This is a genomic window from Brevibacillus panacihumi W25, assembly GCF_000503775.1.
GTDB classification, from domain to species: domain Bacteria; phylum Bacillota; class Bacilli; order Brevibacillales; family Brevibacillaceae; genus Brevibacillus; species Brevibacillus panacihumi_A.
Genome location: NZ_KI629785.1, coordinates 1,151,543 through 1,175,765 on the forward strand (window position 1 = coordinate 1,151,543; position 24,223 = coordinate 1,175,765).

Sequence of the window (24,223 nt, forward strand, 5' to 3'; positions counted from 1 at the left end):
TCTACTCTCGGGACTTTTTCCTTCTGTCTTTACCAGATTATTTGTTTATTTTGTCACCAGTTCCAGTGCTACCGGAATATTGCTCTCCACTTTTTCGCCTTTCGCTACTTTCACTGCAGTTTGCAGAGCAGTCTCACCGATCGCTGCCGGTTTTTGCGCGACTGTTGCTGCCATTTTTCCGTCTTGTACCGCTTTCACCGCATCATCCGTAGCGTCGAAACCGACGACCAGCACATCCTTGCCTTGTGCTTCTACAGCTTGCAATGCGCCCAATGCCATCTCGTCATTGTGTGCAAAAACGGCCTGGATGTCCTTGTTGCCTTGCAGGATATTCTCCATGACACTCAGCCCTTTGGCACGGTCAAAATCAGCAGGCTGGGATGCGACTACCTTGATGCCTTCTTTGTTGTCTATCGCGTCGTGGAAGCCTTGGCCGCGGTCGCGAGCAGCGGATGTTCCGGCGATGCCTTGCAGCTCGACGATGTTGCCTTTTCCGCCTAGTTTTTCCAGGATGAACTCGCCTGCCATTTTACCTCCTGCCGCATTGTCGGAAGCGATATGGGAGACCACCTGTCCGCCTTCTGCCGCACGGTCAACGGTGATGACCGGAATATTGGCTTTGTTCGCCGCTTCGACTGCGGTCACGATCGCTGCGCTGTCGGTCGGATTGATCATCAGGACGCTCACTTTTTTCTGGATCAGATCCTCCACGCCGCTGATTTGTTTCGCTGTATCATCCTGCGCGTCTACTACCAGCAGCTCGACACCGGCTTCCTTCGCCGCTTTTTCTGCTCCTTCTTTCAAGGATACGAAAAACGGGTTGTTCAAGGTGGATACGGCCAGACCGACTGTCACCTTGCCGTCAGTATTGCCTGTCGATTGCTCCGGTGTATTGTTCTCCAAATTGGACGTCGTGGAACAGCCAGCCAAAACACCAAGCACCAGAGATGAAGCCAGTGCCATTTTCAAAAACTTTTTCATGAAAACCATCCTCCTTGTTTTCTCGCTGTCTATTTCTTTGCTTTAGATCGGTCGATCAATACTGCCAGCAAAATAACTGCCCCTTTGACTACCGACTGGTAAAAAGAGGAAACATTCAGCAGATTGAGACCGTTATCTAACACACCGATGATCATCGCGCCAATCAAGGTACCGACGATCCAACCATTTCCCCCGGACAAGCTGGTGCCCCCGAGTACGACCGCCGCGATAGCGTCCAGCTCGTAGGAAGTACCCGCTGTCGGCTGAGCCGAATTGAGCCGGGATGTGAGGATAACCCCGCTGATCGCGGCAAAAAGACCGCTGATGGCATACACCATGACTTTTACCTTGGACGTGCTGATTCCAGACAAGCGGGTCGCTTCTTCATTGCTCCCCAGTGCGTAGACATGACGTCCAAATGTTGTATGGCGCAAGATAAAATACAAGATCGCAAAAGAAATCAGCATCCAGATGACAGGCATCGGAATCTCTAGAAAGAAGCCCTTCCCGAGAATGGCGAAATCGGGGTTAAGCCCGGTGATGGGTCTTCCTTGGGTATAGACCAGTGTCAGACCGCGGAAGATCGTCATGGTCGCCAGTGTCGCGATAAATGGCGCAACCCTTCCTTTGGCAATCACCACGCCATTGATCGCCCCCATCACGGCACCAGCCAGAAGACCGATGAGGATGGCGAGCCAGGTATCCATGCCGCCCGCCATCAAGCCTGCTGTTATCGCGCTCGATAGCGCCAGGATGGAACCGACAGACAAGTCAATGCCCCCGGTCAGGATGACAAAGGTCATCCCGAACGCGATCAGGGCGTTGATCGAAATCTGCCGCAGCACGTTGAAAATATTGCTTACGGTCAAAAAGTCGTTCGTAATAATCGACAAGACGATCACAATGAGTGCCAGCCCCAATAAAGGGCCCATTTTTTTCAAAAAGTTAAACGGCATGGCTCTTCCCTCCTGTCGCCGCATGCATGATCAATTCCTGTGTCGCCTCTGCGCGGGTGAACTCCCCGGTGATCCGTCCCTCATGCATAACCAGAATCCTGTCGCTCATTCCGAGCACCTCTGGCAGCTCGGAGGAAATCATCAGAATGGCTACCCCTGACTTGGCCAGATGGTTCATAATGTCGTAAATTTCCTTTTTCGCCCCGATATCTACGCCTCGCGTCGGTTCATCGAGAATGAGAATCTTCGGCTCGGTCGCCAGCCACTTGCCAATGACCACCTTTTGCTGGTTGCCCCCAGACAGGGAGCCTACGATCTGCTCTCCGCCTGCTGTCTTGATGAGCAACCGCTTGATCGCATCATCGCTGAGCTCCTGCTCATGTTTTGGCCGCAGCACGCCAAGCGAAGAAACTTTGTCCAGATTGGGCAAGGAGATGTTTTCGCGGACGGGGAGGGACAGCACCAGCCCTTCCTCTTTACGGTCTTCCGTGACCAGGGCAATGCCGGCGCGGATCGCATCGATGGGACGAGTGATGCGCACAGGCTGATGATCGACAAAAATCTGACCCTCGGACACATGCTCCAGTCCGAAAATCGCTTTAGCCATCTCTGTGCGTCCAGCTCCCATCAGTCCGGCAATCCCTACGATCTCGCCGCTTCGGACCGAGAAGCTGATCTTCTCCAGTTTTCCTTTGACGCTGAGATTGTCCACACGCAGCCGCTCGTCCCCGCATTCGATCTGTTCTTTGGGAAAACGGTCCGTAATCTCGCGTCCCACCATCATCCTGACGAGCTCATCCATATTGGTCGAGGCCGTCTCGACTGTGCCGACGTATTGCCCGTCGCGCAGGACGGTGATCCGGTCGCTCACCTGGAAGATTTCTTCCATCCGGTGCGAGATGTAGATCATGCCGACCCCTTTTTGCTTCAAGGAGGCAATCACTTGGAAGAGGGCGTCGATCTCCCGATGGGTCAAAGCTGCTGTCGGTTCATCCAGGACCAGGATGTCGGCCTGCATCGACAAAGCTTTGGCAATCTCAATCATCTGCTGCTGTCCGACCGACAAGTCGCCCACGAGGGTATCCGGGTCCAGATCGATCTCCAGCTGCTTCAGCCAATGCTTGGCTTCTTTTCTCATTTTGGCCCAATTGACGAATCCGGATCTGCCGTAGGTAAACTCGCGTCCGAGAAAAATATTCTCCATGACCGAGAGATGCGAAATCAGGTTCAATTCCTGGTGGATGATCGCAATGCCTAGCTTGCTCGCGATATCCGGAGTCATTTTTTCCTGCGCTGCTCCCTTGACGAGAATCGTCCCGGCATCCCGCTCGTAAATCCCGCCGAGGATTTTCATCAGGGTAGATTTGCCTGCCCCATTCTCCCCCATGAGTGCGACCAATTCGCCGCTTTTCAGGTTCAATTGGACGTTCTCCAAAACCTTGACACCCGGAAAGGATTTGCTGATTTGTTTCATTTCCAACAGATGTTCCGACACTGCTCTCCCTCCCTTCCCCTGCACCTCCGTCAGAAGGTGACACCGGACTGCAGGATGATATTGGCATATGGCGTGCACTCGCCTGTACGGATAATCGCTTTTGCGTCTTTGCTGAGCTGCTTGAATGTTTCGTGGCTCACGCTCTCCCGCTGTACGCCTTCAAACGTCTCTTCCAGACGCGCCAACAAGGCTGGCTGGGCCGCCTGGAGTTCTTGCGCATAGATCACTTTTTCCACCTGCATCTCCAAGAGGACAGCGTCCAGGACCTCCACGAAGGTAGGCAGGCCGGGGACGACAGCCAAGTCGATGCGAGTCACAAAATCAGGGATGGGCAAGCCCGCATCACAGATGATGATTTGGTCGGTATGGCCAAGCTGGCTGATAACACTGGAAAGTTCACTGTTTAAAATGCCACATTTTTTCATAATAACCCCCTGTTATTGGTGAAACTGCTCGACCTGCGCCAAGGTTGGCATTCCCGCTTGCGCCCCCAGACGCGTGACTGCCAGGGCTGCCACTTTTGTCGCGAAGGCCACGGCGTCCCGAACCGATTTTCCGCTGGCAAGCGCATAGGAAAACCCGGCGTTGAAAGAATCTCCCGCTCCTGTGGTATCGACGACAGGCACTTGATGACTGGGTACAACTCCGCTTTCTTCCTCCGTCAAAAAGGCTGCTCCCTTCGCGCCCAAAGTCGTGACAACGATCCGCACGCCTTTTTTCTGCAGGGAACGCATGGCCGCCTCCAGACCCTGTCCCTTCTCTTCTGCCAGGATGAGCAATTCGGACTCGTTAGGAATCAGGACATCGACGTGCTGCAGCAATTCATCTGGCAGCGGGCGGGCTGGTGCAGGATTCAGGACTACCGTTTTGCCGAGGCTTTTGGCTGTTTTAGCAGCGTGCAGGACGGTTTCCAGAGGAATTTCCAGCTGCAGCAGCACTGCGTCCGCTGCGGCAATCTTCGCTGTTTGCGCTTCCAGATCCATCGGTAGACATGCGGCATTGGCACCGGGAACGACAATGATCTGATTATCACCCTCGGCTAAGACGATGGACGCGACACCTGTATGGCCGTCTTGCACCGTCTTGACTCCTGCCACATCAATCCCTTCGCGGTTCATGGCACGCAAAAGATCTTCCCCGAAGCTGTCGTTGCCAACAGTACCAATCATGGCGGTCTTGGCGCCAAGGCGTGCCAGGGCAACAGCTTGGTTGGCACCTTTTCCCCCGGGGATAAAATGAATCTGTTCACCCATGACGGTCTCTCCGAGAGCAGGCGGGCGATTGGCTTCTACGACGATGTCCATATTTAAACTGCCGATGACGACAATATGTGGCGAGCGATTCATGAATCTCTCCCTTTCTATGAAAACGTCTCTATCTTGGCGGATGTGGATAAACGCCGTTCTACCCGCCAAAAGACGAAACTAACGACGATCAGTAAACGGTTACATATATTAACAAAAGAGTAGACAAACTCTGTATGAATTTATCTGTAACCGGTTACATATATTCATGCGTATAATATACTCCTGGGACAAAAAACTTGTCAAGAAAATTCCCGCTGGAGAACTTCGGAATATAAAAGGAGCCAAGGGATATTCCCTCGACTCCTTATGTCTATGAATGAACAAGCAGCTTATTCTGGCGCGCGATACACTTCTTTTCCTGCTACGATGGTCTGTCTGCAGGTAAAGTTCGAAGCCAGCACGATAAGATCTGCATCGTATCCGCTTTCCAGCTTGCCTTTTTTCGCATCCAATCCCAGCAAGGAAGCTGGGGTCTGGGAAGCCATTTGCACTGCTTCCGGAAGAGGTACCCGGCTTAGCTTCACCATGTTCTCCACTGCCCGGTTCAGCGTCAGTATGCTGCCCGCAAGCGTTCCGTCCGCCAGCTTGGCTTCCTCGCCTTTTACGGTGACTTCTTGTCCCCCGAGATCGTACTTGCCCTCTCCCATGGCTGCGGCACGCATCGAGTCGCTGATCAGAGCCAGTCGGTCCGCTTTCTTCACCCGATACAGAATCCGCATTACCGCAGGGTGGACGTGAATTCCGTCCGCAATCAGTTCGGTGCTGAGGTGTTCGTGGTACATCGCGGCCCCGACAACACCTGGCTCGCGATGATGCAGCCCGGTCATGGCATTAAAGCAGTGGGTAAAATGACCGACACCTGCCTGCACAGCCTGCGCAGCCTCATCGAAGCTGGCCCCGGTATGGCCCGCCGAGACGAGGACTCCTTGCCCGTTCAGCCAACGAATCGCTTCAGCGGCGCCGGGCTGTTCAGGTGCAATGGTCACGACTTTCAGCATCCCGTCCGCCAATTCGTGCATATGGCGCACCTCTGCAAGCGTTGGGAACGAAATGTCCTGTTCATTTTGCGCTCCCTTGTAGCGCGGATTGATCCAAGGGCCTTCCAGATGGATGCCGACTGCTTCTGCTCCTTCCAGTCCCTGCCTGCTTGTAGCGACGATATTTTTCAGGGCCTGCTCCAGCTTTTCATAGGAAGCTGTCATGGTCGTGGCGAGAAAGGAAGTGACACCGTAACGCGCCAAGGCTGTCGAGATCGCTTGCAAGGATTCCGGTGTCGCATCCATCGTATCGTACCCTGCGATGCCGTGCATGTGTATATCGAGAAAACCCGGGCATATCCAGCCATCTCCCACGTCAGTGACGCGCTCCGGCAGCCCTTGATGCCAATTGGCGGCCGGGCCGGCATACAGGATCTTGCTTCCCTCGACGATCACCAGCCCATCAGGCAGCTCCTCTCCGTGCGTGATGACTGTTCCCCTTAAAGCAAATGATTCCTTCAATCTGTTCCCCTCCGTCTTGCGTGTCCGCCTGTGTCATGGAATGTGGCTACAAACGACGCCGTACCTCCTCTGCCTCTTCGACCAGTCGGTGCAGCAGTTCTGCAGCCGACACATCCTGGCTCAGCGAAGCCGCCTGTCCCGCCCATAGCGACAGATACTCCTTGTTTTGCTGTTTGGCTGCTGCCGCGCGGATATCCCTTGTCAAACCATTTTGAACCGGATAAGTCGGCAGCTCCTGCTCCATTGGCTCGAGCAGGCTGATGAACGCATTGGTCACCCCTCGTGCTGGTTTTCCCGAAAAAGCGCGGGTCAACACCACCGACTCGTCGCTTGCTTCCCGCACAGCTTTTTTGTGCAAGGGATGCGCGCCGCTCTCCACGCAAGTCAGGAATGCCGTACCCAGCTGCACGCCTGCAGCGCCCAGGGCAAATGCTGCTGCGATTCCCCGGCCGTCCATGATGCCCCCGGCAGCGATCACCGGAATCCGAACCCGATCCACTACTTGCGGCACCAAAGCCATCGTCCCGATCAGATTGCTTGGCGAATCCGGCAAAAAGGAGCCGCGATGCCCTCCTGCCTCGCTGCCCTGTGCCGTCAGCATGTCGACACCGCTCTCCTCCAACGCTGCGGCCTCGCGCACGGTCGTCGCCGTACCGATTACGGTGGCTCCCTGCTGTTTCAATGCCCGGATCCACTTTTGATCGAGCATGCCAAAAGTAAAGCTGAAAACGGGCACCTTCTCTTCCAATACCACGGTGATCTGCTCTTCGAACGATTCTGTATATCGGTTCACTGCTGGATCAGGGGGAAGCTGCAAGCTCTTGCGCACGTCGTTCATCGCCTGACGCACGGCTTCGGATACAGGCTGGTCAGGATCAAAAGGCTCGGGAATAAACAAATTGACTCCAAACGGCTTGTCTGTTTGTTTACGGAACGCCCCAAACGCTGTCCGAATCTGTTCTGCTCCCATGTAGGCCGCCCCCAGCGTTCCCAGCCCGCCTGCCTGAGAAACGGCCGCAACCAGCTCAGGCGTGGTCGTTCCACCTGCCATTCCGGCCTGTATAATCGGCCATTCGATCTGCAATCGCTTCGCCACTTCTTTCTTGGTCCACATGCTGATTCCCCGCTTTCTCTCCTATTTCGGTTCGATGCCCAACTCATCAAGCAATGCGATAAAATGGGCGAGCACTCGAGCTGTCAAGCCCCAGATGACCCACCCGTCAATTTCATAGAAGAGGTGCTCCATCTGTCCGGTACGCCATGGAGATTGTCTGCCGCCCGGTATCAAGTGAAACGGAAAATCCTCATCGGCCTCCGAATACATCGAGACCTTGTGACGGGACGGCGGTGTATTCCGCAGGGTGTCGAGCGGAATGATGAACACTTCTCCGACTTCATCCGGATTGGGATTCATTTCGCTGATGTCATGCAAGTAGCCGACGAAGGGGTAGATACAGGAAAAACCTGGTCCAAGCAAAATATCCAACGCCCCTATGTAGTCAATCTGCGACTCTGGAATCCCCAGCTCTTCGCTCGTCTCCCGCCGGGCGGTCGCCCAATGCGTAGGATCGTCCTCTTCCCTGCGTCCTCCGGGGAAACAGACTTCTCCGGCTTGCCGCCGCATCGTAATCGCCCGTTTTTCAAACAGGACGCCCAAACGTCCGTCCTCCATGGTGACCAACGGCAGCATCACGCTGTAAAAGCCAAGGCGCTGCTCGCCCATAATCCCCTGTTTTCTCTGGTGAAATGCTTCGGCTACTGCTGCAACACCCGGGTTAGGCGTTGTCAATGCGGGCAGTTGATTGGAGATTTCGATCAGATTGTCGTCAGGGTCTCGCAAGTAGATGGAAAGCAAGGGGCCGACCGCTCCAGTCCGCTGTACGGGACCTTCCACGATCTCTACTCCGCAGTTTTTCATATGCCGGATCAATTGTTCCATCGGCCAGGAGGAGAGCAGGCACAGATCTGCTGAACCGGGGACGGGATGCTTTGCTTTTGGCTCCCACTCGCGCCCTGCTTGATGGAGGTTGATTTTCTGTCTGCCGAACTGCAAAGCGCGTCTGTTCTCACCAAACGTGATTACGGTCATCCCGAGGACGCGTTCGTAAAATTGGCAGGTTGCTTCCATATCTCGGACCGTTAACACCAGATGATCCAGACTGTCGATCATGCCCATCATCTCCCCTAACTGCTGCTTCTTCTATTATAGCAAAGTCGCAGGGAGCTTGGTTCGACTGGAGTGCAGGAGTATGAAAAATGCGGGGTAGAAATTTGGTGGTCTTCCAACTGTAGAGGCGGTGAGGAAACCAGCTAATATTTTGTCAAGAGTATCCTTATTATTTTCTTTGAAGTTGTGCTATATTGTTGAAAAGCATGCAAAATAACCTCTCTAAAGGGAGAGGTTATGGAAATTCATTCCATTACGCTGACTGAAAGTCAGCCTTATAAGGTTCGCTTCTCGTTAAAATGCAGTATATCCAGCGGATTAGCTTATTCACACAAGCAATCACAACCTGTTTGTGGGGCTTTCCTTCCCCCTTTTTCACGTCATAATACTCACGTAATCGCTGATTTACTGAGCTTTGTAAGAGACACCCCTTTCGTCTTCTTACTCCGCATTGTACAGCTTGGTACAGCGCTCTTCGCAAGCGTTTGGAACCCCGTTTGGTAATTCGGTTTGTGCTTGCTGTGAACTTTCCGGAGGATGTGACACTTGGGTCAACCCCAGCGAATGCGACCAATTTCTTTGCGTGGTCAAACCGTTCGATTTCCCCAATTTCGGCCAGGATTGTGGCAGCAATCTTGTTTCCCACGCCGGGAATCGAACGGAGTAGATCATATTCTTTTTTTTCTTCAGCCAGGGCATCTATTTGTTTTTCAAGCTTGGATAGATGCTCCTGGTATTGAAGTAGCAACGTGATGAACATACGTAAACTAAGCACATAACTCTCATGGACCCCTTCTTGAAAGGGGCTTTTTTCTGCCGCTGCCATCATATCTATTGCCTTTTCCTTTGCCCACTTCGGTGACCGTCCACGAACAAGCTTTGTGTTCATACACTCCGCTAGCTTGTCCACTCCTGCCGTTTTTACCGCCCCTGGTGTTGAATACATTTCCAACACTCCCAATGATACCGTTGAATACAAATCCCCAAACACACCTTCATACGTGGGAAAGACCTGGTCTAGGACAGCCCGAAATTGCAATTTTGTCTGAACATACATATCCGTCATTGCCTCATGTTGTCTCGTGAGATGACGTAAATGAAGCCAGTGCGTTTCCTGCTTTTGGTACGGTTCAAACTCCTCTTTGTAATAAAGTTCTCCTAAATGAACCGCGTCCAATTTATCGGTCTTCACTTTTCTTAGGTGCGTTTTCTTAGCCCGCTGGGCTAATAAGGGATTAAGGATATACAGGTCATAATTTTTCTCCTCTGCCCACTCTACAATGGGAAGGTGGTAGTGACCTGTAGCCTCAAGAATAATTGCTGGACGACAACCGCTGTCCTTTTCTACTTCCTTTAGCCTTCCATGAAGCCATTCCAAATCTGTTATGGTATGCGAAAAACGAAATCCTTTTCCGTATAATTTGTTCCGATCCAGAAAGATCTGTGCTTGGCTTTCTCCTTTTGCCACATCGATTCCTACAACTGGATTCACGTTCTTCCTTCCCCTCACTTCTTTTACCGGCAGCCCCTTTAGCACTTGTATGCCATAGCTTCGCATGTGATACGGGATCTTGTCCCAACCAGCCCAAACATAGTTGTACAAGTAGGGGGTGAACAGTTTCCTCCACGGGTTTTTCCCAAAAAGGGGATCGTTCTACCCGGCTACCAATAGAGTAAAGCCATTTCCATGAAAAATGGCCAGCCAGTTTTTTCTGGCTGACCTCATAATACGAAAAAGGGAAGAACGCTCAGGCGGGTTGGGATCTTCGCTGGGGGTCATCCCTGGCCGCCTTCATTGCAAAGGCGGAACCGCGGCCAAAAGCAGCCCACTTCGAAGAAGTGATTCAGGGTTGCCCGCTAAATGCGTGTTCCGCCTTTTCCATTACGGCTTGGTCAAGATCCCAAATGCCTTCGCTTTTCTTCCCTTTTTCCTCGACCAGCTTCGCTCGATCTCCATGCTAATGGGGTGTGGGTTTCTCAGGATGTAGTGGAGAACGCTCAGGCGGGTTGGGATCTTCGCTGGGGGTCATCCCTGGCCGCCTTCATTGCAAAGGCGGAACCGCGACCAAAAGTAGCCCACTTCGAAGAAGTGATTCAGGGTGTAGAGTAGAGAACTGACGCTTTCTGGCGACCGTTTGGTCGCCTTACTCCTTTCAGTTCCCCCTCATCAAACCGTACGTGAGGTTCTCCCTCATACGGCTTTCCGATGTTCTTCTTTCCTTGGCATTCGGTTATCGCGTACGGCAAGCTTCACAAGAATTCCTCTTGTAGCTTTTGCTATCTCTCTCATCCGCGCATGTCTCGCTTGTTTATTCCTTTTCTTGTTGTTAAAGAGCACAAGTCTTGTCAGAACATACCAGTCGATGCGACATAACCACTTAGCTCCTATGGGTGAAAGTGAATAATAATTCTTGAAACCTTGAAGTTTTCGATTCAGCCCTTGTATCAGCTCGTCTAGTGACCAGTACAACTTGTTGCGCGGTTTGGTATACTCTTTGATTTTCCTTCTCATTTCCTTCATAGCCTTCTTGCTCGGAATGTGTGACATGACGTACATTTTCTTTCCACCCTTGAGAAGAATGGGAAATTTTCGATGGTGTAAACCAAGGAAGTCAAAGCCCGTCGTATTGTCCCAGATATTAACCAGTCGAGACTTTTCTTTACTAAGTGTAAGGTCCAGTTTGTTTAGTACCGCTTTTATGACTTGTATACTTTCCAAAGCGTCTTGTTTCGATCTACACATGATTACAAAATCATCCGCATATCGGATCAGCTTCCCAAGATGAGTGAATTGCTTCTCCCAAATCGTGTCCATGTAGTCCAAATAAATATTTGCCAACAGTGGAGAGATTACCCCTCCTTGCGGAGTGCCCCATTCGGTTTCATGAAACTGTACATCTTCCATGACGCCCGCACGGAGCCAGTTCCGAATCAGCTTTAGTATCCTGCGATCAGAAATCCTTTTCTCTACTAGCTTCATGAGCTTTTCCTGATTAATGTTGTCAAAGTATCCTTTGATGTCTACATCGACTACCCAGGAGGCCGTCCTGCTGGTTTTCTTGATTTGTGTAATCGCCTGGTGGGCATTTCGTTTGGGACGGAATCCGTATGAGCAATCTTTGAAATCGGCTTCAAAGATAGGCTCAATAACCATCTTGGTTGCCATCTGAACAACACGATCTCGGATGGTCGGGATACCAAGCGGTCTTTGTTTCCCATCCGCTTTCGGGATGTACGTGCGCCGCACAGGAGATGGATGATATTGCTTACCCTTCAGGTCGAGATAAATTTCGTTGAGAAATTTACTTTCCCCATACTCCTGAACGATTCTTTCAATTGTCTGTCCATCTATCCCGCCGCTACCTTTATTGGCTCGAACTCTACGCCACGCTTCCGCAAGAATATCTGGCCGGTACACTTTGTCATACAGAGCATGAAATCGCCGTTTTGGATTTTCCTTGGCACAAAGATATAGGGTTGTCCAAAGTTGTCGAGCTTTTACATTGGTGTAGTTAGCAAGTTTACTTGCATTCACTCACTCTTACCTCCTTTCAACCCAAGAACAAAGCAGGGTTCCTTCCCTCCACAAGGTTGTGTTGTCCTTATGTTCAACGGTACTATAAACCCCTCCGACTCCCTCTCTGCCGTCCACCCTTTCGCATGTGCTTATAGGTTTTCGCTTTACACCCCAACGGGGTGTGCAGAGTAGGGTCTCCCCAGTTCCGTTAACTACTTTCTCAGCGTACCGCTCCCCATACTCCGGGAGGTTCCCTGATGCTGTCTCCAAGTTCTACACATCGTCCATGGACTTCGCCTGCGGCCACCGGGCTCGTCTCCTCCTTGTCCATCCACTGATGGTCCCTTTAACGAAGCGGCAGGATTCACTTTATGTTACGGTCCGCTGATTTGCTCGCTCCCTTACGGGATACTTTGTCACAGGGCTTCAACCTTAGGATCTCTCCACCAGTTGCCTGTCAGCTACGAGGCGACTTGGCTCTTACCTCGGTTGGACTTTCACCAACTAGCAATTAACGGCTTGCTGGGCGCGCTGGCCGCTGAAACCGTGTTCCGCCTTTTCCGTTCCAGCTTGGTCAAGATCCCAAAAGCCATTCGCTGGTTTTCCCCTTTTTCCTCGACCGACTTTTTCTGTTCCCCTCCACTTCTTTTGTGGGATTCTCAGGGTGGATCTGATAAAACAGCGGCGATTCTAAGACTTTATTTCAGTCTTAGGTCGCCGCTGTTTCCAGTCTAGTACTTATTTTCTTGGATTCCTTATTCGACTTTGAAGCGTTTTACCATTTCGTCAAAATCGTTGATCATCTGATCCAGCTCGGTCACCGACTGCGCCAGTCTGTCCATATCCAGAAGCGTCGTCTCCGCTGTCGCACGGACCTGTTGGGAGCCGGCCGATGTTTCTTCCGAGAGTGCCGTTACTTCCAGGACGGAATCAACCATCTTTCTGGACAATTGCGTTTGATCATCCATCCGCTGTTTAATGCTGTCAATTGAACCAACGGTATCTTTCACTCGCTCTACGAATTCTTCGAGAATTTCTCCCGTTTTACCGACAATATCGACTCCCTCGGCAATAATCGCTTGTCCTTCCTGCGATGTGTACACAAATTGGTTGATTTGTGACTGGATGTTGCCGATAATTCCTCCGATCTCTTCTGTCGAATGAGCAGTCTGTTCCGCTAATTTGCGGATCTCATCCGCGACCACGGCAAATCCTCGCCCTGCTTCCCCCGCTCTTGCCGCTTCGATCGCCGCATTCAGCGCGAGAAGATTGGTCTGGCTGGAAATCGTGGAAATCATGTTTGATATCTCGCCGATTTTTTCGGATTGAATATGGAGCTCGTTCATCGAATCCATACTTTGATTCATGAACCCCTGAACGGTATTCATCTTTTCGGAGGCTTCGGCTACCGCTCCTTTTCCTTCCTGCGATGCTTCCATCATGACCAGAGATGCCGATCTGGTCTGTTCCGTAAAACGATGGATCTCTTCCGTCAAGTTGTTCAGATCGTTGATGCCGTTTGTAATTTGATCCATATTGCTGCTCGTTTCTTCGGAGCCCTTTGAAATTTCCACAATTGTCGCCGCCACTTCATTCATGGCACTGCTGGTAATGGAAGTTGACTGTCTGAGCGAGCTGGAAAATTGCTGCAACGATTGGCTGGACACCTTCAATTGGTTGACCATCTGCCGCAAGCTGCCCGTCATGATACCGTAAGCATTGCTCAACGTCCCCAGTTCATCCGCCCGCTTTAATTGGACTTCGTAAGTCAGATCTCCTTTGGACGTTTGATCGAGCGCCGCCACGATGGTGCGAATCGGTTTGATCAGCGAACGGGCCAAAAGGATGCTGAGCACGACTGCGGCAGCTAGGCTGAGCAGCGCAGTAACAAGGGTTGTATTGCGGCTTTTATTGATCGTAGCCAAAATGTCGCTGTAATCTTCTTCCACGATCAATCCCCAGCCCAACTCTTCAAGATAGGCATATGCTGAGATACTGTCCGCTTGGTTATAGCTTTGATACGGTTCCATGATCAAACCTTTGGCTTTTGTCTGAACCGCTTCCGCTACAGGCGGGGAATGCATCATCGATAACTGCGGGAAAAGCTCCACTTCCTTAAGGGCATTTTCCGCTGCTTCGATTTGCTTGGGATCGCCGCCCTGTTTCGCCTTGTTCAACTCCTCTTCCAGAGGAGCCAGCTTTGCTTGCAACTGTGCTTGATACCACTCGCTGCTCAGCAAATCTGTAGAACCGGCAAGCAGATTCCCTTGTTCGTCTACGAGGTACGCTCTGCCTGACGTACCGATTTTGAACGTACTGATAAACTCGGTAATCGCATCGAGGAATACGGCCTGCTGGACGACGCCTGACAAGTTTTTGTTCTCGTCATATACAGGAGTGGAGAAAGGCAGCTTTACTTTCCCGTCTCCCGTTGAGACAAATGGCGAGCCGATAATCGATTTTTGTTCTTCAATCGCCTTGTAGAAATAATCGCGGCCAGACAAGTCCTGAAAGCGAAATCCTCTGGATGGATTGATAATGGCCTTCCCGTCATTGCGCAAGAGCGCTGTCGTTGTATTCGGATTTGCTTCCGCCAGCCCTTTGCTAACCTGAATCCAATACTCGATTTCCGGAGCTAACGGTTCATCTGCTGTCTGTGGAAACGGAATCTTATTTATGTTTGGAAGGGAAGCAACCTGTGCCAATGAAACCTGCCGTTCCTTCACCCAGGTGTCAATCTTCTCCTCCGCATTTTGCAGGGAGTAGTTGAGCAACGTGGTATGATCCTCCATTACGAGCTGTTGCGTGTAATAATAATTGGTTCCGGCAATACCGCCTACAATCATCAGCGTAATGGCCAGTAACGCGGTAAGAAAACGGGTAAACAAATTCATGGGAGCACCTCTGTTCCTTTCTAAAAATATTATACATTAATTTATACAATGTTTATTTACCCGGGAATTTATGTTACAAACATACTTTTTATGAAAATTTTGTAATGGAAATGAATGGAGAGGATGCTTCCAAAAGCACCCTCATCATGTAGCTTGATTATTGTGAAATGGACTGGTCGGACTTTTCCTTTTTCCGGGAGAAGTATTTTGCCAGCAACGGGTAAAAAATCGCCAGGACTGCCAGCAAAAGAATGGTAGCCGATATCGGTTTTGTAATAAACGACATGTAGTCGCCGTTCGTAATGAGCAGCTGTCTGCGGAACGTTTCTTCCATCAATTTGCCCAAAACTAGTCCCAATACCAATGAAGCTGGGGAGAAGTGATACTTTTTCATATAGTATCCGATGACGCCGAAAGCCAGCATGACCCAGACGTTAAACATACTGTTGGAAACGGCGTACGACCCGATGATGGACAGTCCGATGATGAACATGGCCAGGGTGGAATAAGGGAGATTAAGCAATAAGCTGAAGCTCTTTACACCTATACGTCCGCCGATAAATGTAACGATGCTGGCGATCAGCATGGAAAAGAAAATGCAGTAGAGCAGCAATGGTTGCTCGGACATCAACTGCGGTCCAGGCTGCAATCCTTGCAAGGTCAGCGCAGCGAGAATGACAGCGGTCGTAGGGCTTCCGGGAATACCCAGGACCAAAGTGGGGATCATCGCTCCTCCAGCCGCAGCATTGTTCGCCGATTCCGGCGCGACAACCCCTTCTTCCGCTCCGTGGCCGAATTTTTCCTTGTTTTTGCTGGAGCGCAACGCTTCGCCATAACTGACGATGGAGGCGATGGATCCGCCTGTTCCAGGCAAAATCCCGATCGCTGTCCCGATCGCAGATGCTTTTAACGCAACCCATTTGTACTTCAATATATCTTTCAGCTTGTAGCCTTCCAGCTTGATTTTTTCTGATGTTGAGAAATTTTGCGCTTCCGACCGCTCGGTGATCTGATTCAGCACTTCGCCCAAAGCAAAGGCGCCGATCATGATCGGAATAAACTCGATTCCGTTCATCAGCTCAATATGGTCGAATGTAAAACGTTCTGCAGCAGAAATCGGGTCAATTCCAATCATGGCGATGGTGATCCCAAGCATACCTGAGATGACCGCTTTCGTTACATTCTTTGTGCCGACTGCGGAGATGACTGTAATTCCCAACAGCGCGAGCGCGAAATATTCCGCACTTTGAATTTTCAAGGCTACTTCAGAGAGAGGAGGGGACAGAAAAAGCATCACAAATACGGAGAAGATACCGCCGAATGCTGAGGCGCTGATCGCCAACCCCAAAGCTCGTCCTGCTTTCCCTTGCTTTGTCATCGGGTAACCGTCAAAAGTCGTAGCCACCGCTTCCGGCGTACCCGGCGTATTGAACAAAATCGCTGTAATCGATCCGCCGTATGCTGCCCCTGCATAAATCGCCACCAGCAATATAATAGAAGGAATGACTCCCATATAATAGGTAAATGGAAGCATCAGAACAATGGCCATCGAGGAACTGATGCCGGGTAATGAGCCGAACAGAACACCCAACAGCATCCCGAGAAAGACAAGCACCAGGTTGCCGGGCGACAGTGTAGTCAACAGCCCGTCAAGTAACAGATTGAAGTCCATGTGCAATCCCCCCCTTTAATAGAGATAGTAACTAAGCAGTTTTAGGATCTCGACACCTCTTGGCAACGGTACGCTGAGCAAGTTGCCGAACAGCAGCGCGAACCCGAATGAAACAGCCACCGATATGCCGGCCATCTTGCCGTATTTTCGCTCGCCTAGAAGCAAGAGCAAGCCGAACGTAAACAGAATAAATGCGACGATAAACCCGAGCGTATCGACCAGCAAAACAAACAGAATGATGCTGGCGAGCAAACCGATAAACTCCTTCGTTAATTCATTGGGTTTATGTGGCGTATCGGCAGCGGGCTCCGCTTTTCGCTTCCGGATCGTCTGAAAGAGGGAGATGACCGTTAACACGATCGTGATGATCATGATTCCTTGTGGAAAGCCAGCAGGACCTATCGGATCAGTCGTACGTTCCATATCAATCAGCAAAGACTCTTTGAAAAATACACCCAACACTACGAGAAGCAGTACGTGAAAAATAATATCACCCATGATGTCACCTCCATTCAGGCAGCGGTCGATCTGCTGCCCGAATTTTTTTGCATTCCATCGTTTTTGTAATTTTAAACGGTTTACTTGAGGCCAATTTGCGTTGAGATTTTATCGAAAATCTCGTATTGATCTTGCCACTCTTTGCGGAACTGTTCCGGATCCTGGTAGCCTTCTACGAGATCGGCCAAGTTCTGCTCAGCAAATTGCTTGTATTCTTCCGTCTCGTATACAGCCTTCATTTTATCGACCAAATATTGCCTCACTTCTTCAGGCGTATCTTTTTTGACAGCAAAACCGCGCCATGAACCAATCGTGACATTTACGCCTTTTTCCACAGTAGTAGGGACATCCTTCATTTCATCGATTTTGGTGATGCGCTCGTCATTAAGCACGACGATTGGCTTCACTTTGCCATCCTTGATAAAGCTGATGGCTGAAATCATCTTGTCGAGATAGACGTCAACCTCGCCACCCAGCACAGCAGCTTTCACCTCAGAACCGGACTTGTACGGAATGAATTTAATTTTGATGCCTGCCGCATCAGCGATTGCATTCAGCGTAAGATCATCCAAACCGCCAGGGCTTACACCGGCAAAGGAAATTTCTTTTTCCTTCCCTTGTTTGAGCAAATCATCAAAATCGGCAATGCTGCTGCCGCTCGGAACGGACAAGACATAAATATCGCTCTGAACACGGATCAGCGGATCGAAGTTTTCCATCAATTTTACGTTTTTCGATTTGCCCAGGACATCTGCGATGACGTGCGATGGGGTGATTTCCAAAATGGTGTAGCCGTCATTTTTTTGCTGATAGGCGTGCATCATCCCGACCAATCCGCCGCTGCCGTCTTTATTGACCGGCTGGACTGGCTGACCTGTTTCCTTGCTCAACATCTCGGCGAACTTGCGGGCGAATGTGTCGCTGGCGCTTCCTTCACCGAATGGAACGACCATTTCGATCGGCTGCTTCGGGTAATCGATTGCCGACTCACCGGAACCTGTCGACTGTTGGCCACAGCCAACGACTCCTAATGCCAGTGTCAAAGCCAATGCAGCAAATACAACTGCTTTTCTTTTCATGTTGGTACCTCCTGTTTATACTGTGAAATTTTGTGAAATATTTTAGAAATCGCTTACAAAAGGCAGAAAACATATCGTTGTCATTCTTGCAGGGGAGCGCCATTACTAGCCACTCCACTGCAATCTGGCAACTTGATGTCCCTATGCCATTCTGTTATGAAGCATCCGTTGCTCGCTTACGAGAGGACGGATGTAGGTACCAATGTGTAGCCTTCCATCAATCTTCTTGCCGTGCGGCCAATGGCGGCGCGGTTCGCCTTCCACTCCGACTCTTTCTTGTCTACCTGCACTTCAACATACAGCGTTCCGCTTGGATGCCCGATCCGCAATTGCGATTTTTTCATCGCAACAACTTGATTCGGCAATGTTCCATCAATATTGGAAGCCGCTCCAAGGGCAATCGCGCCGCTTACAGCGAGGGCTCTATGTAATGTCCCCATGGAAATGTAGCGGCAAATCATATCCGTGTCCGCCTTTTCGACCTTTATCCCATTCTCGTTTTCATATTCCTGGGGGGGAGCAATCATCGCGATTTTCGGCAGTGCGTGTGTAGTCGGGGTTACTTGGCTTTCATCTGTAATAATCCCAATCAGCACACCTGCCTTGACGCGAATCTTCTCCAACGTATCCAGCAGCGCCTTATTCCCGTTTACGGAACTAGAAAGCTCCGTTCCGGTTGCCCCGACATCCTCCGCCTTGACAAACACAAGAATATTGGCAGCGTCGATAATCGTAACGGCGAATTCTCTGCCGTCGTCGAGCTTTACGGTATCCACAGGATTTCCGGTAGGCAGAATGTTTCCGGTAAAGGTACCGCCAGAATCCAGAAAGTTTACCATGATACGGGAAGCGGTGCCAGAGACTCCGGCGATAGAAAAGTCCCCCTCGTACTGGATTTGTCCGTCAAGTACCGGGATTTCAACCTCAATAATCTTGTTAATGTTCGTATTGTAGATTCGAACCGGAGTGATCGGCTCTTGCAGCTCTACGTAGCCTTCTTCGGCTGCGTACAAACCAACGGCGGTCGCCATGTTGCCACAGGTAACCTTGTAGTCGATCACCTTTTTTTCCAGACTTACCTGGCCAAACGTGTAGTTAATGTGCGCATCTGCCTGCGTCGCTGGTCCCACCAGAGCCAGTTTGCTGGTCAAAGGAGTACCGCCGCCAACTCCATCTATTTGATTATTTCCGGGGCTTCCGAATATTCTCAAAATCACTTGATCTCTCAAGGCCGGGTCTTTCGGCAGATCGACAGTACGTAAAATCAAGCCTTTACTGGTACCGCCGCGCATTAATGTACTGGGTACACGGTAGTTCTGTCCATAAACGTACATTTCTGTATTCTACTCCTTTCATGAAAAAGTAGGAATATATTCATAACTTCATCGTAATTGTAGTCAAATCACAGAAATAAAAAAAATACTATTTTTTTATAGAATTAAATCAATTTTTTTGATGTCTAAGGACCTGAGTGTTTTAATCGTTTCCCTAGAGGGTAAATTAGGAATAGTGATAATTTAATTTATATAGTACAATTTAAAATAATTTTTTTCTTTCATAAAACGAAAAGAACATATAATTTTTCTATTGCAAAGGAGTTGAAATTTTTGATTGATCGCGACTGGCAAATCCTTCATATTCTTTTTGAGGAGAAAAATATAACCAAAACAGCCGACAAGTTACGCATGTCGCAACCGGCCTTGACCTATCGCATTCAGCAATTGGAGCAAGAGTTTGGAATCAAAATTGTCCATCGCGGAAGAAGGGGCGTTACCTTCACCCCCCAAGGGGAGCATCTGGTGAAGTATGCGCAAGAGATGATGTTGCAGCTGCGCAGAACAAAGGAGCATCTGCAAAATATGGACAGCAAGGTGCAGGGGACGCTGCGGCTCGGTGTTTCCAGCATTTTTGCCCGTTACAAGCTTCCCGCCATCCTTAAAAATTTTCATAATTTGTATCCGGATGTGGAATATAACGTGACATCCGGGTGGAGTGAAGAAGTAATCAACTCCGTCTATAAACAAAAGGTTCACATCGGCATCATTCGCGGAGATTACAACTCGCCATTCCAGCGAAAACTGATTATGGAAGAAGGCCTATGCATTGTATCCAAGGAAGAAATCGACATAGACGAATTGCCAAAAAAGCCGCGCATTTATTACAACACCGACACTTCGCTGAAAAAATTGATCGACGATTGGTGGCAAGAACGCTATTCGGAACCTGCCTCGATCAATATGGAAGTAGACAAAATGGAAACCTGTAAAGAGATGGTGCTGAATGGCTTGGGCTATGCCATACTGCCAAGCATTTTGCTCGATGAAAACGAAGACCTGTACGTCGCTCGTTGCACAACGAGCGACGGTCTGCCGATCATCCGCCGCACATGGATGATTTTTCGCAACGAGTCCTTGGAAATTTCGCTTATCCAAGCTTTTGTCAATTTCTTGGAAAGCTCCTATCAGAACAAATAGCATGCATGCTTACGGTCAATATCGTGAAGGACAAAAAAACAGCGGTTCCCAGTCTCTCTCGACCAGGAACCGCTGTTATCTTATACTCGATTTCTACCTGCCAGATATCGCATCTCCTTCCTCGAGCGCAGCCTCCACTGCCGCTCGGGCATGCAGCAAAGCAGTATCAAACACCGGAACCCTGCAATCCTCCTGTGAAATCAGCAAGCCGATCTCGGTGCATCCGAGAATGATCGCCTGCGCTCCTGCTTCGACCAATCGTTCGATGATCTCGATATAGCGCCGCTTCGATTCTTCCCGAACTTCCCCGACGCAAAGTTCATTGTAGATGATCTCGTGTACAACCTGTCTGTCTTCCTCATTTGGCACCAGTACATCCAGCCCATGCATATCCCTCATTCTGCCCGCGTAAAAATCCTGCTCCATGGTAAAGCGGGTAGCAAGCAAGCCGACTCGTTGCAGCCCTCTTGTTCGGATCGCCACTGCTGTCGCGTCGCCAATATGTAAAAAAGGCAAAGTGGTAGCATTCTCAATATGCGAAGCCAGCTTATGCATGGTATTGGTGCATAATACGATCAAGTCCGCCCCAGCTGCTTCCAGACTGCTGGCCGCCTGGGCCATCCGCTCTCCTGCTTCTTCCCATCTGCCTTCTTTTTGCAAGACTTCAATCTCCGCAAAGTCGACTGAGTATAGAATGCACTTCGCCGAGTGAAGCCCGCCCAATCTGTCCCTAACCTCGCGATTGATGAACTGATAGTACATTTGTGAAGATTCCCAACTCATGCCGCCGATCATACCGATTGTTTTCATTGATTCTCCTCCTGACTATTTACCTAAACTGGTTCCCTCTTATTATTTCCTGTATTATCCAGTAGAATGAATCATGATGACAACCACGATTCGATTGGCCTAGACCATCCTGTAGCAAACATTTGCTCAGATCAGAAAAGAGGGGAAATCATGAGAAAAAAGGTTGTTCTGGCCGGGGGCTCCGGGTTCTTGGGAAATGCATTGGCATCTGCACTCATCCAAAGAGACTATGATGTCGTGATTTTGACCAGAGGAGGGGAACAGGTAAAAAACCAAATCCGTTACGTGCATTGGGACGGAGCCAGCATGGGCGATTGGAGCCGTGAGATAGACGGTTCCACGGCAATCGTCAACTTTACCGGAAAAAGCGTCAACTGCATTTACACGAAGAAAAACAGAGAGGAAATCATCCGCTCCCGCATTGATTCCGTCCGCGTGTTGACGGATGCTGTCCTGCAATGCTCCCACCCTCCACAGGCTTTCATCCAGGCAGGCTCACTAGCTATTTTCGGCGATACCCGGGAAGAATGCGATGAGCAAGCGCCGCATGGGACCGGATTCTCGGTCGACGTGTGCGAGCAATGGGAGCATGCCTTCTTCTCCCGCGAGCTGCCCCATACCCGTAAAGTGCTGTTGCGCATCGGATTTGCTTTGGGCAAAAACGGCGGAGCCCTGGAACCGCTCGCCAAGCTGGCCTCGTACCACCTTGGCGGGACGGTGGGCTCGGGCAATCAGTACATCAGTTGGCTGCATATCGACGATCTGAACGCGATGTTTCTCGCATCCATCGAGGACCAACGCATGCAAGGCATTTACAATGCGACCGGTCCTGCTCCCGTGACGAATAAAGTTTTTATGCAAACCCTGCGCCGTGTCTTGAACAAAGGCTGGGCGCCGCCTACCCCTACCCCGATGGTTTGGCTGGGCGCATACTTGATCATGCGGACCGATCCGGGGTTGGCTTTGGGAGGTAGATATTGCGTGCCCAAACGATTTTTGGAGCATGGTTTTACCTTTGCCCATACCGATCTGGAGGCTGCACTTCGCGACATCTTGGTAGAAAGCCGCGCCACCAGTCACGTGGACTAGCTGCTGAACTGCGCTTCATTCAATCGGCTGTAGATCCCACCTGCTGCGATCAGCTCTTGATGCTTGCCCTCTTCGGCGATGCCGTCCTTGTCGACGACGATAATGCGGTCAGCGTTTTTGATCGTCGTCAGCCGGTGGGCGATGACCAGCGTCGTACGTCCGACCGACAGTTCAGCCAGCGATTGCTGAATCAGGGCCTCCGTCTCGGTATCCAAGGCGGAGGTCGCTTCATCCAGGATGAGGATCGGCGGATTTTTCAAAAACATGCGGGCGATGGACAATCTCTGTTTCTGACCGCCGGACAGCTTCACCCCGCGTTCGCCGATAACTGTATCCATGCCATCCGGAAGACTGCGGATAATCTCTTCCAGGGACGCCCGTCTAGCCGCCTCCCAGATCTGCTCATCCGTCGCATCCAGATTGCCGTACGCGATATTTTCCCGGATTGTGCCGAAAAACAGAAACACATCCTGCTGCACGATGCCGATATGCTTGCGCAGCGAACTCAGCTTTATATCGCGGATGTCGATGCCATCGATGGTAATGCGCCCCGCACTCACATCGTAAAAGCGCGGCAACAAGCTGCACAGTGTAGTCTTCCCTGCACCAGAGGGACCGACAAAGGCGACTGTTTCGCCTGCACGAATATTCAGATTGATGCCGTGTAAAATCTCCCTGCCTGTCTCATAGCAGAAGGAGACGTCTTCATACGCGATATTTCCCTTCACTGCCGGTACCTCGATTGCGTCCGGCGCATCCGTGATTTCCGGCTTGGTGTCGATAATTTCCAGATAGCGTTTGAAACCAGCGATGCCCTTGGGATAGCTCTCGATCACGGCGTTGATTTTTTCAATCGGGCGGAAGAAGATGTTGGACAACAGCAAGAAGGCCATGAACTCTCCCATTTCAATCTTGCCCTGGATGAAAAACCAGGCCCCGCAAATCATCACAAATACCGTGATCAGCCGCATCATCATGTAGCTTACTGATGCGCTTTTTGCCATGAGCTTGTAGGCCATCAGCTTGGTTTGGCGGAACTGCTGGTTGTCCGTCGCGAACAGCTTGGCTTCATGCGCTTCATTGGCAAAGGATTGCACAACGCGAATCCCCCCTACGTTGTCCTCGATCCGCGCATTGAAGTTCCCGATGTTGTCAAACAGTCTTCTGTAGGTTTTGGTCATCCGGCCGCCGAAAAAGATGATCATCCAGCCCATGACCGGGACGATGATGAACGTCAGCAAAGCCAGCTCCAGATTGATATACGCCATCAACGAGAACGAACCGATCAAGGTCATGACCGCGATGAACACATCCTCCGGGCCATGGTGCGCCAATTCGCCTATGTCGTTCAGGTCATTCGTCATCCGTCCGATCAGATGGCCTGTCTTGTTGTTGTCAAAAAAACGAAAGTCGAGCTTCTGGATATGAGCGAACAGCTTTCGCCGCATATCCGTCTCGATATTGACACCCAGCATATGGCCCCAATAGGTCACGATGTAATTCAAGGCGGTATTGAAAGCGTAGATCGCCAGCAAACCAAGACAAGCCAGTACGATCAGAGGCCAGTCCTGCCCCGGCAGCAGTTGATCGATAAACGTGCTAACAGCGATCGGAAAGGCCAATTCCAGCAATCCCGCTATAATCGCACAGCAGAAATCCAGCAAAAATAATCCCTTATACGGCTTGTAATACGCAAAAAAACGGCGCATCATGTTGCCATCACTCCCTTATTCGCTCCTAGCTGCCCTCACTCTTGCGCTGCAGCTTTCAAGATGTTTGCCTCGC

Annotated in this window: 19 protein-coding genes; 2 read left to right on the forward strand and 17 right to left on the reverse strand. The window is 50.6% G+C overall.

The genetic code is table 11. The features are described from left to right. Window positions 1-45 precede the first annotated feature (45 nt). The 15 genes from rbsB to T458_RS46650 form a co-directional block, all read right to left on the reverse strand. Window positions 46-981, reverse strand: a complete 936-nt coding sequence (gene rbsB / locus T458_RS46580; protein ID WP_023557966.1) for a ribose ABC transporter substrate-binding protein RbsB — start codon at window positions 979-981, stop codon at window positions 46-48. Between the two features lie 29 nt (window positions 982-1,010). After that, window positions 1,011-1,937: an ABC transporter permease gene (locus T458_RS46585; protein WP_023557967.1), complete on the reverse strand. Its 927-nt coding sequence runs from the start codon at window positions 1,935-1,937 to the stop codon at window positions 1,011-1,013. Then, window positions 1,927-3,432 (reverse strand): sugar ABC transporter ATP-binding protein, encoded by a 1,506-nt coding sequence (locus tag T458_RS46590; RefSeq protein ID WP_023557968.1) that lies wholly within the window; start codon window positions 3,430-3,432, stop codon window positions 1,927-1,929. Before T458_RS46590 ends, T458_RS46585 begins: the two co-directional genes overlap by 11 nt. A 29-nt stretch (window positions 3,433-3,461) precedes the next feature. Next, the gene (gene rbsD / locus T458_RS46595) at window positions 3,462-3,857 is read right to left on the reverse strand and encodes a D-ribose pyranase (RefSeq protein WP_023557969.1); all 396 of its coding nucleotides are present in this window, start codon (window positions 3,855-3,857) and stop codon (window positions 3,462-3,464) included. A gap of 12 nt (window positions 3,858-3,869) precedes the next feature. Continuing rightward, window positions 3,870-4,778 (reverse strand): ribokinase, encoded by a 909-nt coding sequence (gene rbsK, locus T458_RS46600; RefSeq protein ID WP_023557970.1) that lies wholly within the window; start codon window positions 4,776-4,778, stop codon window positions 3,870-3,872. A 290-nt stretch (window positions 4,779-5,068) separates the two neighbouring features. After that, window positions 5,069-6,238 (reverse strand): N-acetylglucosamine-6-phosphate deacetylase, encoded by a 1,170-nt coding sequence (gene nagA / locus T458_RS46605; RefSeq protein WP_023557971.1) that lies wholly within the window; start codon window positions 6,236-6,238, stop codon window positions 5,069-5,071. Between the two features lie 46 nt (window positions 6,239-6,284). Next, complete coding sequence (locus T458_RS46610; protein WP_023557972.1) at window positions 6,285-7,352, reverse strand: NAD(P)H-dependent flavin oxidoreductase; 1,068 nt, start codon at window positions 7,350-7,352, stop codon at window positions 6,285-6,287. Between the two features lie 21 nt (window positions 7,353-7,373). Next, window positions 7,374-8,408 carry a VOC family protein gene (locus tag T458_RS56605; RefSeq protein WP_023557973.1) on the reverse strand — a complete coding sequence of 345 codons (1,035 nt, stop codon included), beginning with the start codon at window positions 8,406-8,408 and terminating at the stop codon, window positions 7,374-7,376. A 250-nt stretch (window positions 8,409-8,658) separates the two neighbouring features. Further along, window positions 8,659-9,897 carry an IS110 family RNA-guided transposase gene (locus tag T458_RS46620; RefSeq protein WP_031305278.1) on the reverse strand — a complete coding sequence of 413 codons (1,239 nt, stop codon included), beginning with the start codon at window positions 9,895-9,897 and terminating at the stop codon, window positions 8,659-8,661. 699 nt (window positions 9,898-10,596) lie between these two features. Next, on the reverse strand, window positions 10,597-11,940 hold the full coding sequence (gene ltrA, locus T458_RS46625; RefSeq protein WP_023555181.1) for a group II intron reverse transcriptase/maturase: 1,344 nt from the start codon (window positions 11,938-11,940) through the stop codon (window positions 10,597-10,599). Window positions 11,941-12,677: 737 nt separating this feature from the next. Next, complete coding sequence (locus T458_RS46630) at window positions 12,678-14,816, reverse strand: methyl-accepting chemotaxis protein (RefSeq protein WP_023557974.1); 2,139 nt, start codon at window positions 14,814-14,816, stop codon at window positions 12,678-12,680. A gap of 157 nt (window positions 14,817-14,973) precedes the next feature. Beyond that, window positions 14,974-16,488, reverse strand: coding sequence for a tripartite tricarboxylate transporter permease (locus tag T458_RS46635; RefSeq protein WP_023557975.1), 1,515 nt, complete (start codon window positions 16,486-16,488; stop codon window positions 14,974-14,976). A gap of 15 nt (window positions 16,489-16,503) precedes the next feature. Continuing rightward, on the reverse strand, window positions 16,504-16,986 hold the full coding sequence (locus tag T458_RS46640) for a tripartite tricarboxylate transporter TctB family protein (protein ID WP_023557976.1): 483 nt from the start codon (window positions 16,984-16,986) through the stop codon (window positions 16,504-16,506). Between the two features lie 80 nt (window positions 16,987-17,066). Beyond that, the gene (locus T458_RS46645; protein WP_023557977.1) at window positions 17,067-18,065 is read right to left on the reverse strand and encodes a tripartite tricarboxylate transporter substrate binding protein; all 999 of its coding nucleotides are present in this window, start codon (window positions 18,063-18,065) and stop codon (window positions 17,067-17,069) included. A 176-nt stretch (window positions 18,066-18,241) separates the two neighbouring features. Next, a complete protein-coding gene (locus T458_RS46650) occupies window positions 18,242-19,399 on the reverse strand; it encodes a 2-methylaconitate cis-trans isomerase PrpF family protein (protein WP_023557978.1) in 1,158 nt (385 codons plus the stop codon). Between the two features lie 273 nt (window positions 19,400-19,672). On the opposite strand from T458_RS46650, the gene T458_RS46655 reads away from it, so the two are divergent. Then, complete coding sequence (locus T458_RS46655; RefSeq protein ID WP_023557979.1) at window positions 19,673-20,539, forward strand: LysR family transcriptional regulator; 867 nt, start codon at window positions 19,673-19,675, stop codon at window positions 20,537-20,539. 93 nt (window positions 20,540-20,632) lie between these two features. Here the strand turns inward: T458_RS46655 and T458_RS46660 are convergent, their stop codons facing one another. Further along, complete coding sequence (locus T458_RS46660; protein WP_023557980.1) at window positions 20,633-21,349, reverse strand: aspartate/glutamate racemase family protein; 717 nt, start codon at window positions 21,347-21,349, stop codon at window positions 20,633-20,635. Window positions 21,350-21,499: 150 nt separating this feature from the next. On the opposite strand from T458_RS46660, the gene T458_RS46665 reads away from it, so the two are divergent. Next, window positions 21,500-22,438 carry a TIGR01777 family oxidoreductase gene (locus tag T458_RS46665; RefSeq protein WP_023557981.1) on the forward strand — a complete coding sequence of 313 codons (939 nt, stop codon included), beginning with the start codon at window positions 21,500-21,502 and terminating at the stop codon, window positions 22,436-22,438. Here T458_RS46665 and T458_RS46670 read toward each other — a convergent pair. Then, a complete protein-coding gene (locus tag T458_RS46670; RefSeq protein ID WP_023557982.1) occupies window positions 22,435-24,150 on the reverse strand; it encodes an ABC transporter ATP-binding protein in 1,716 nt (571 codons plus the stop codon). The genes T458_RS46665 and T458_RS46670 overlap by 4 nt on opposite strands. Window positions 24,151-24,223 lie beyond the last annotated feature (73 nt).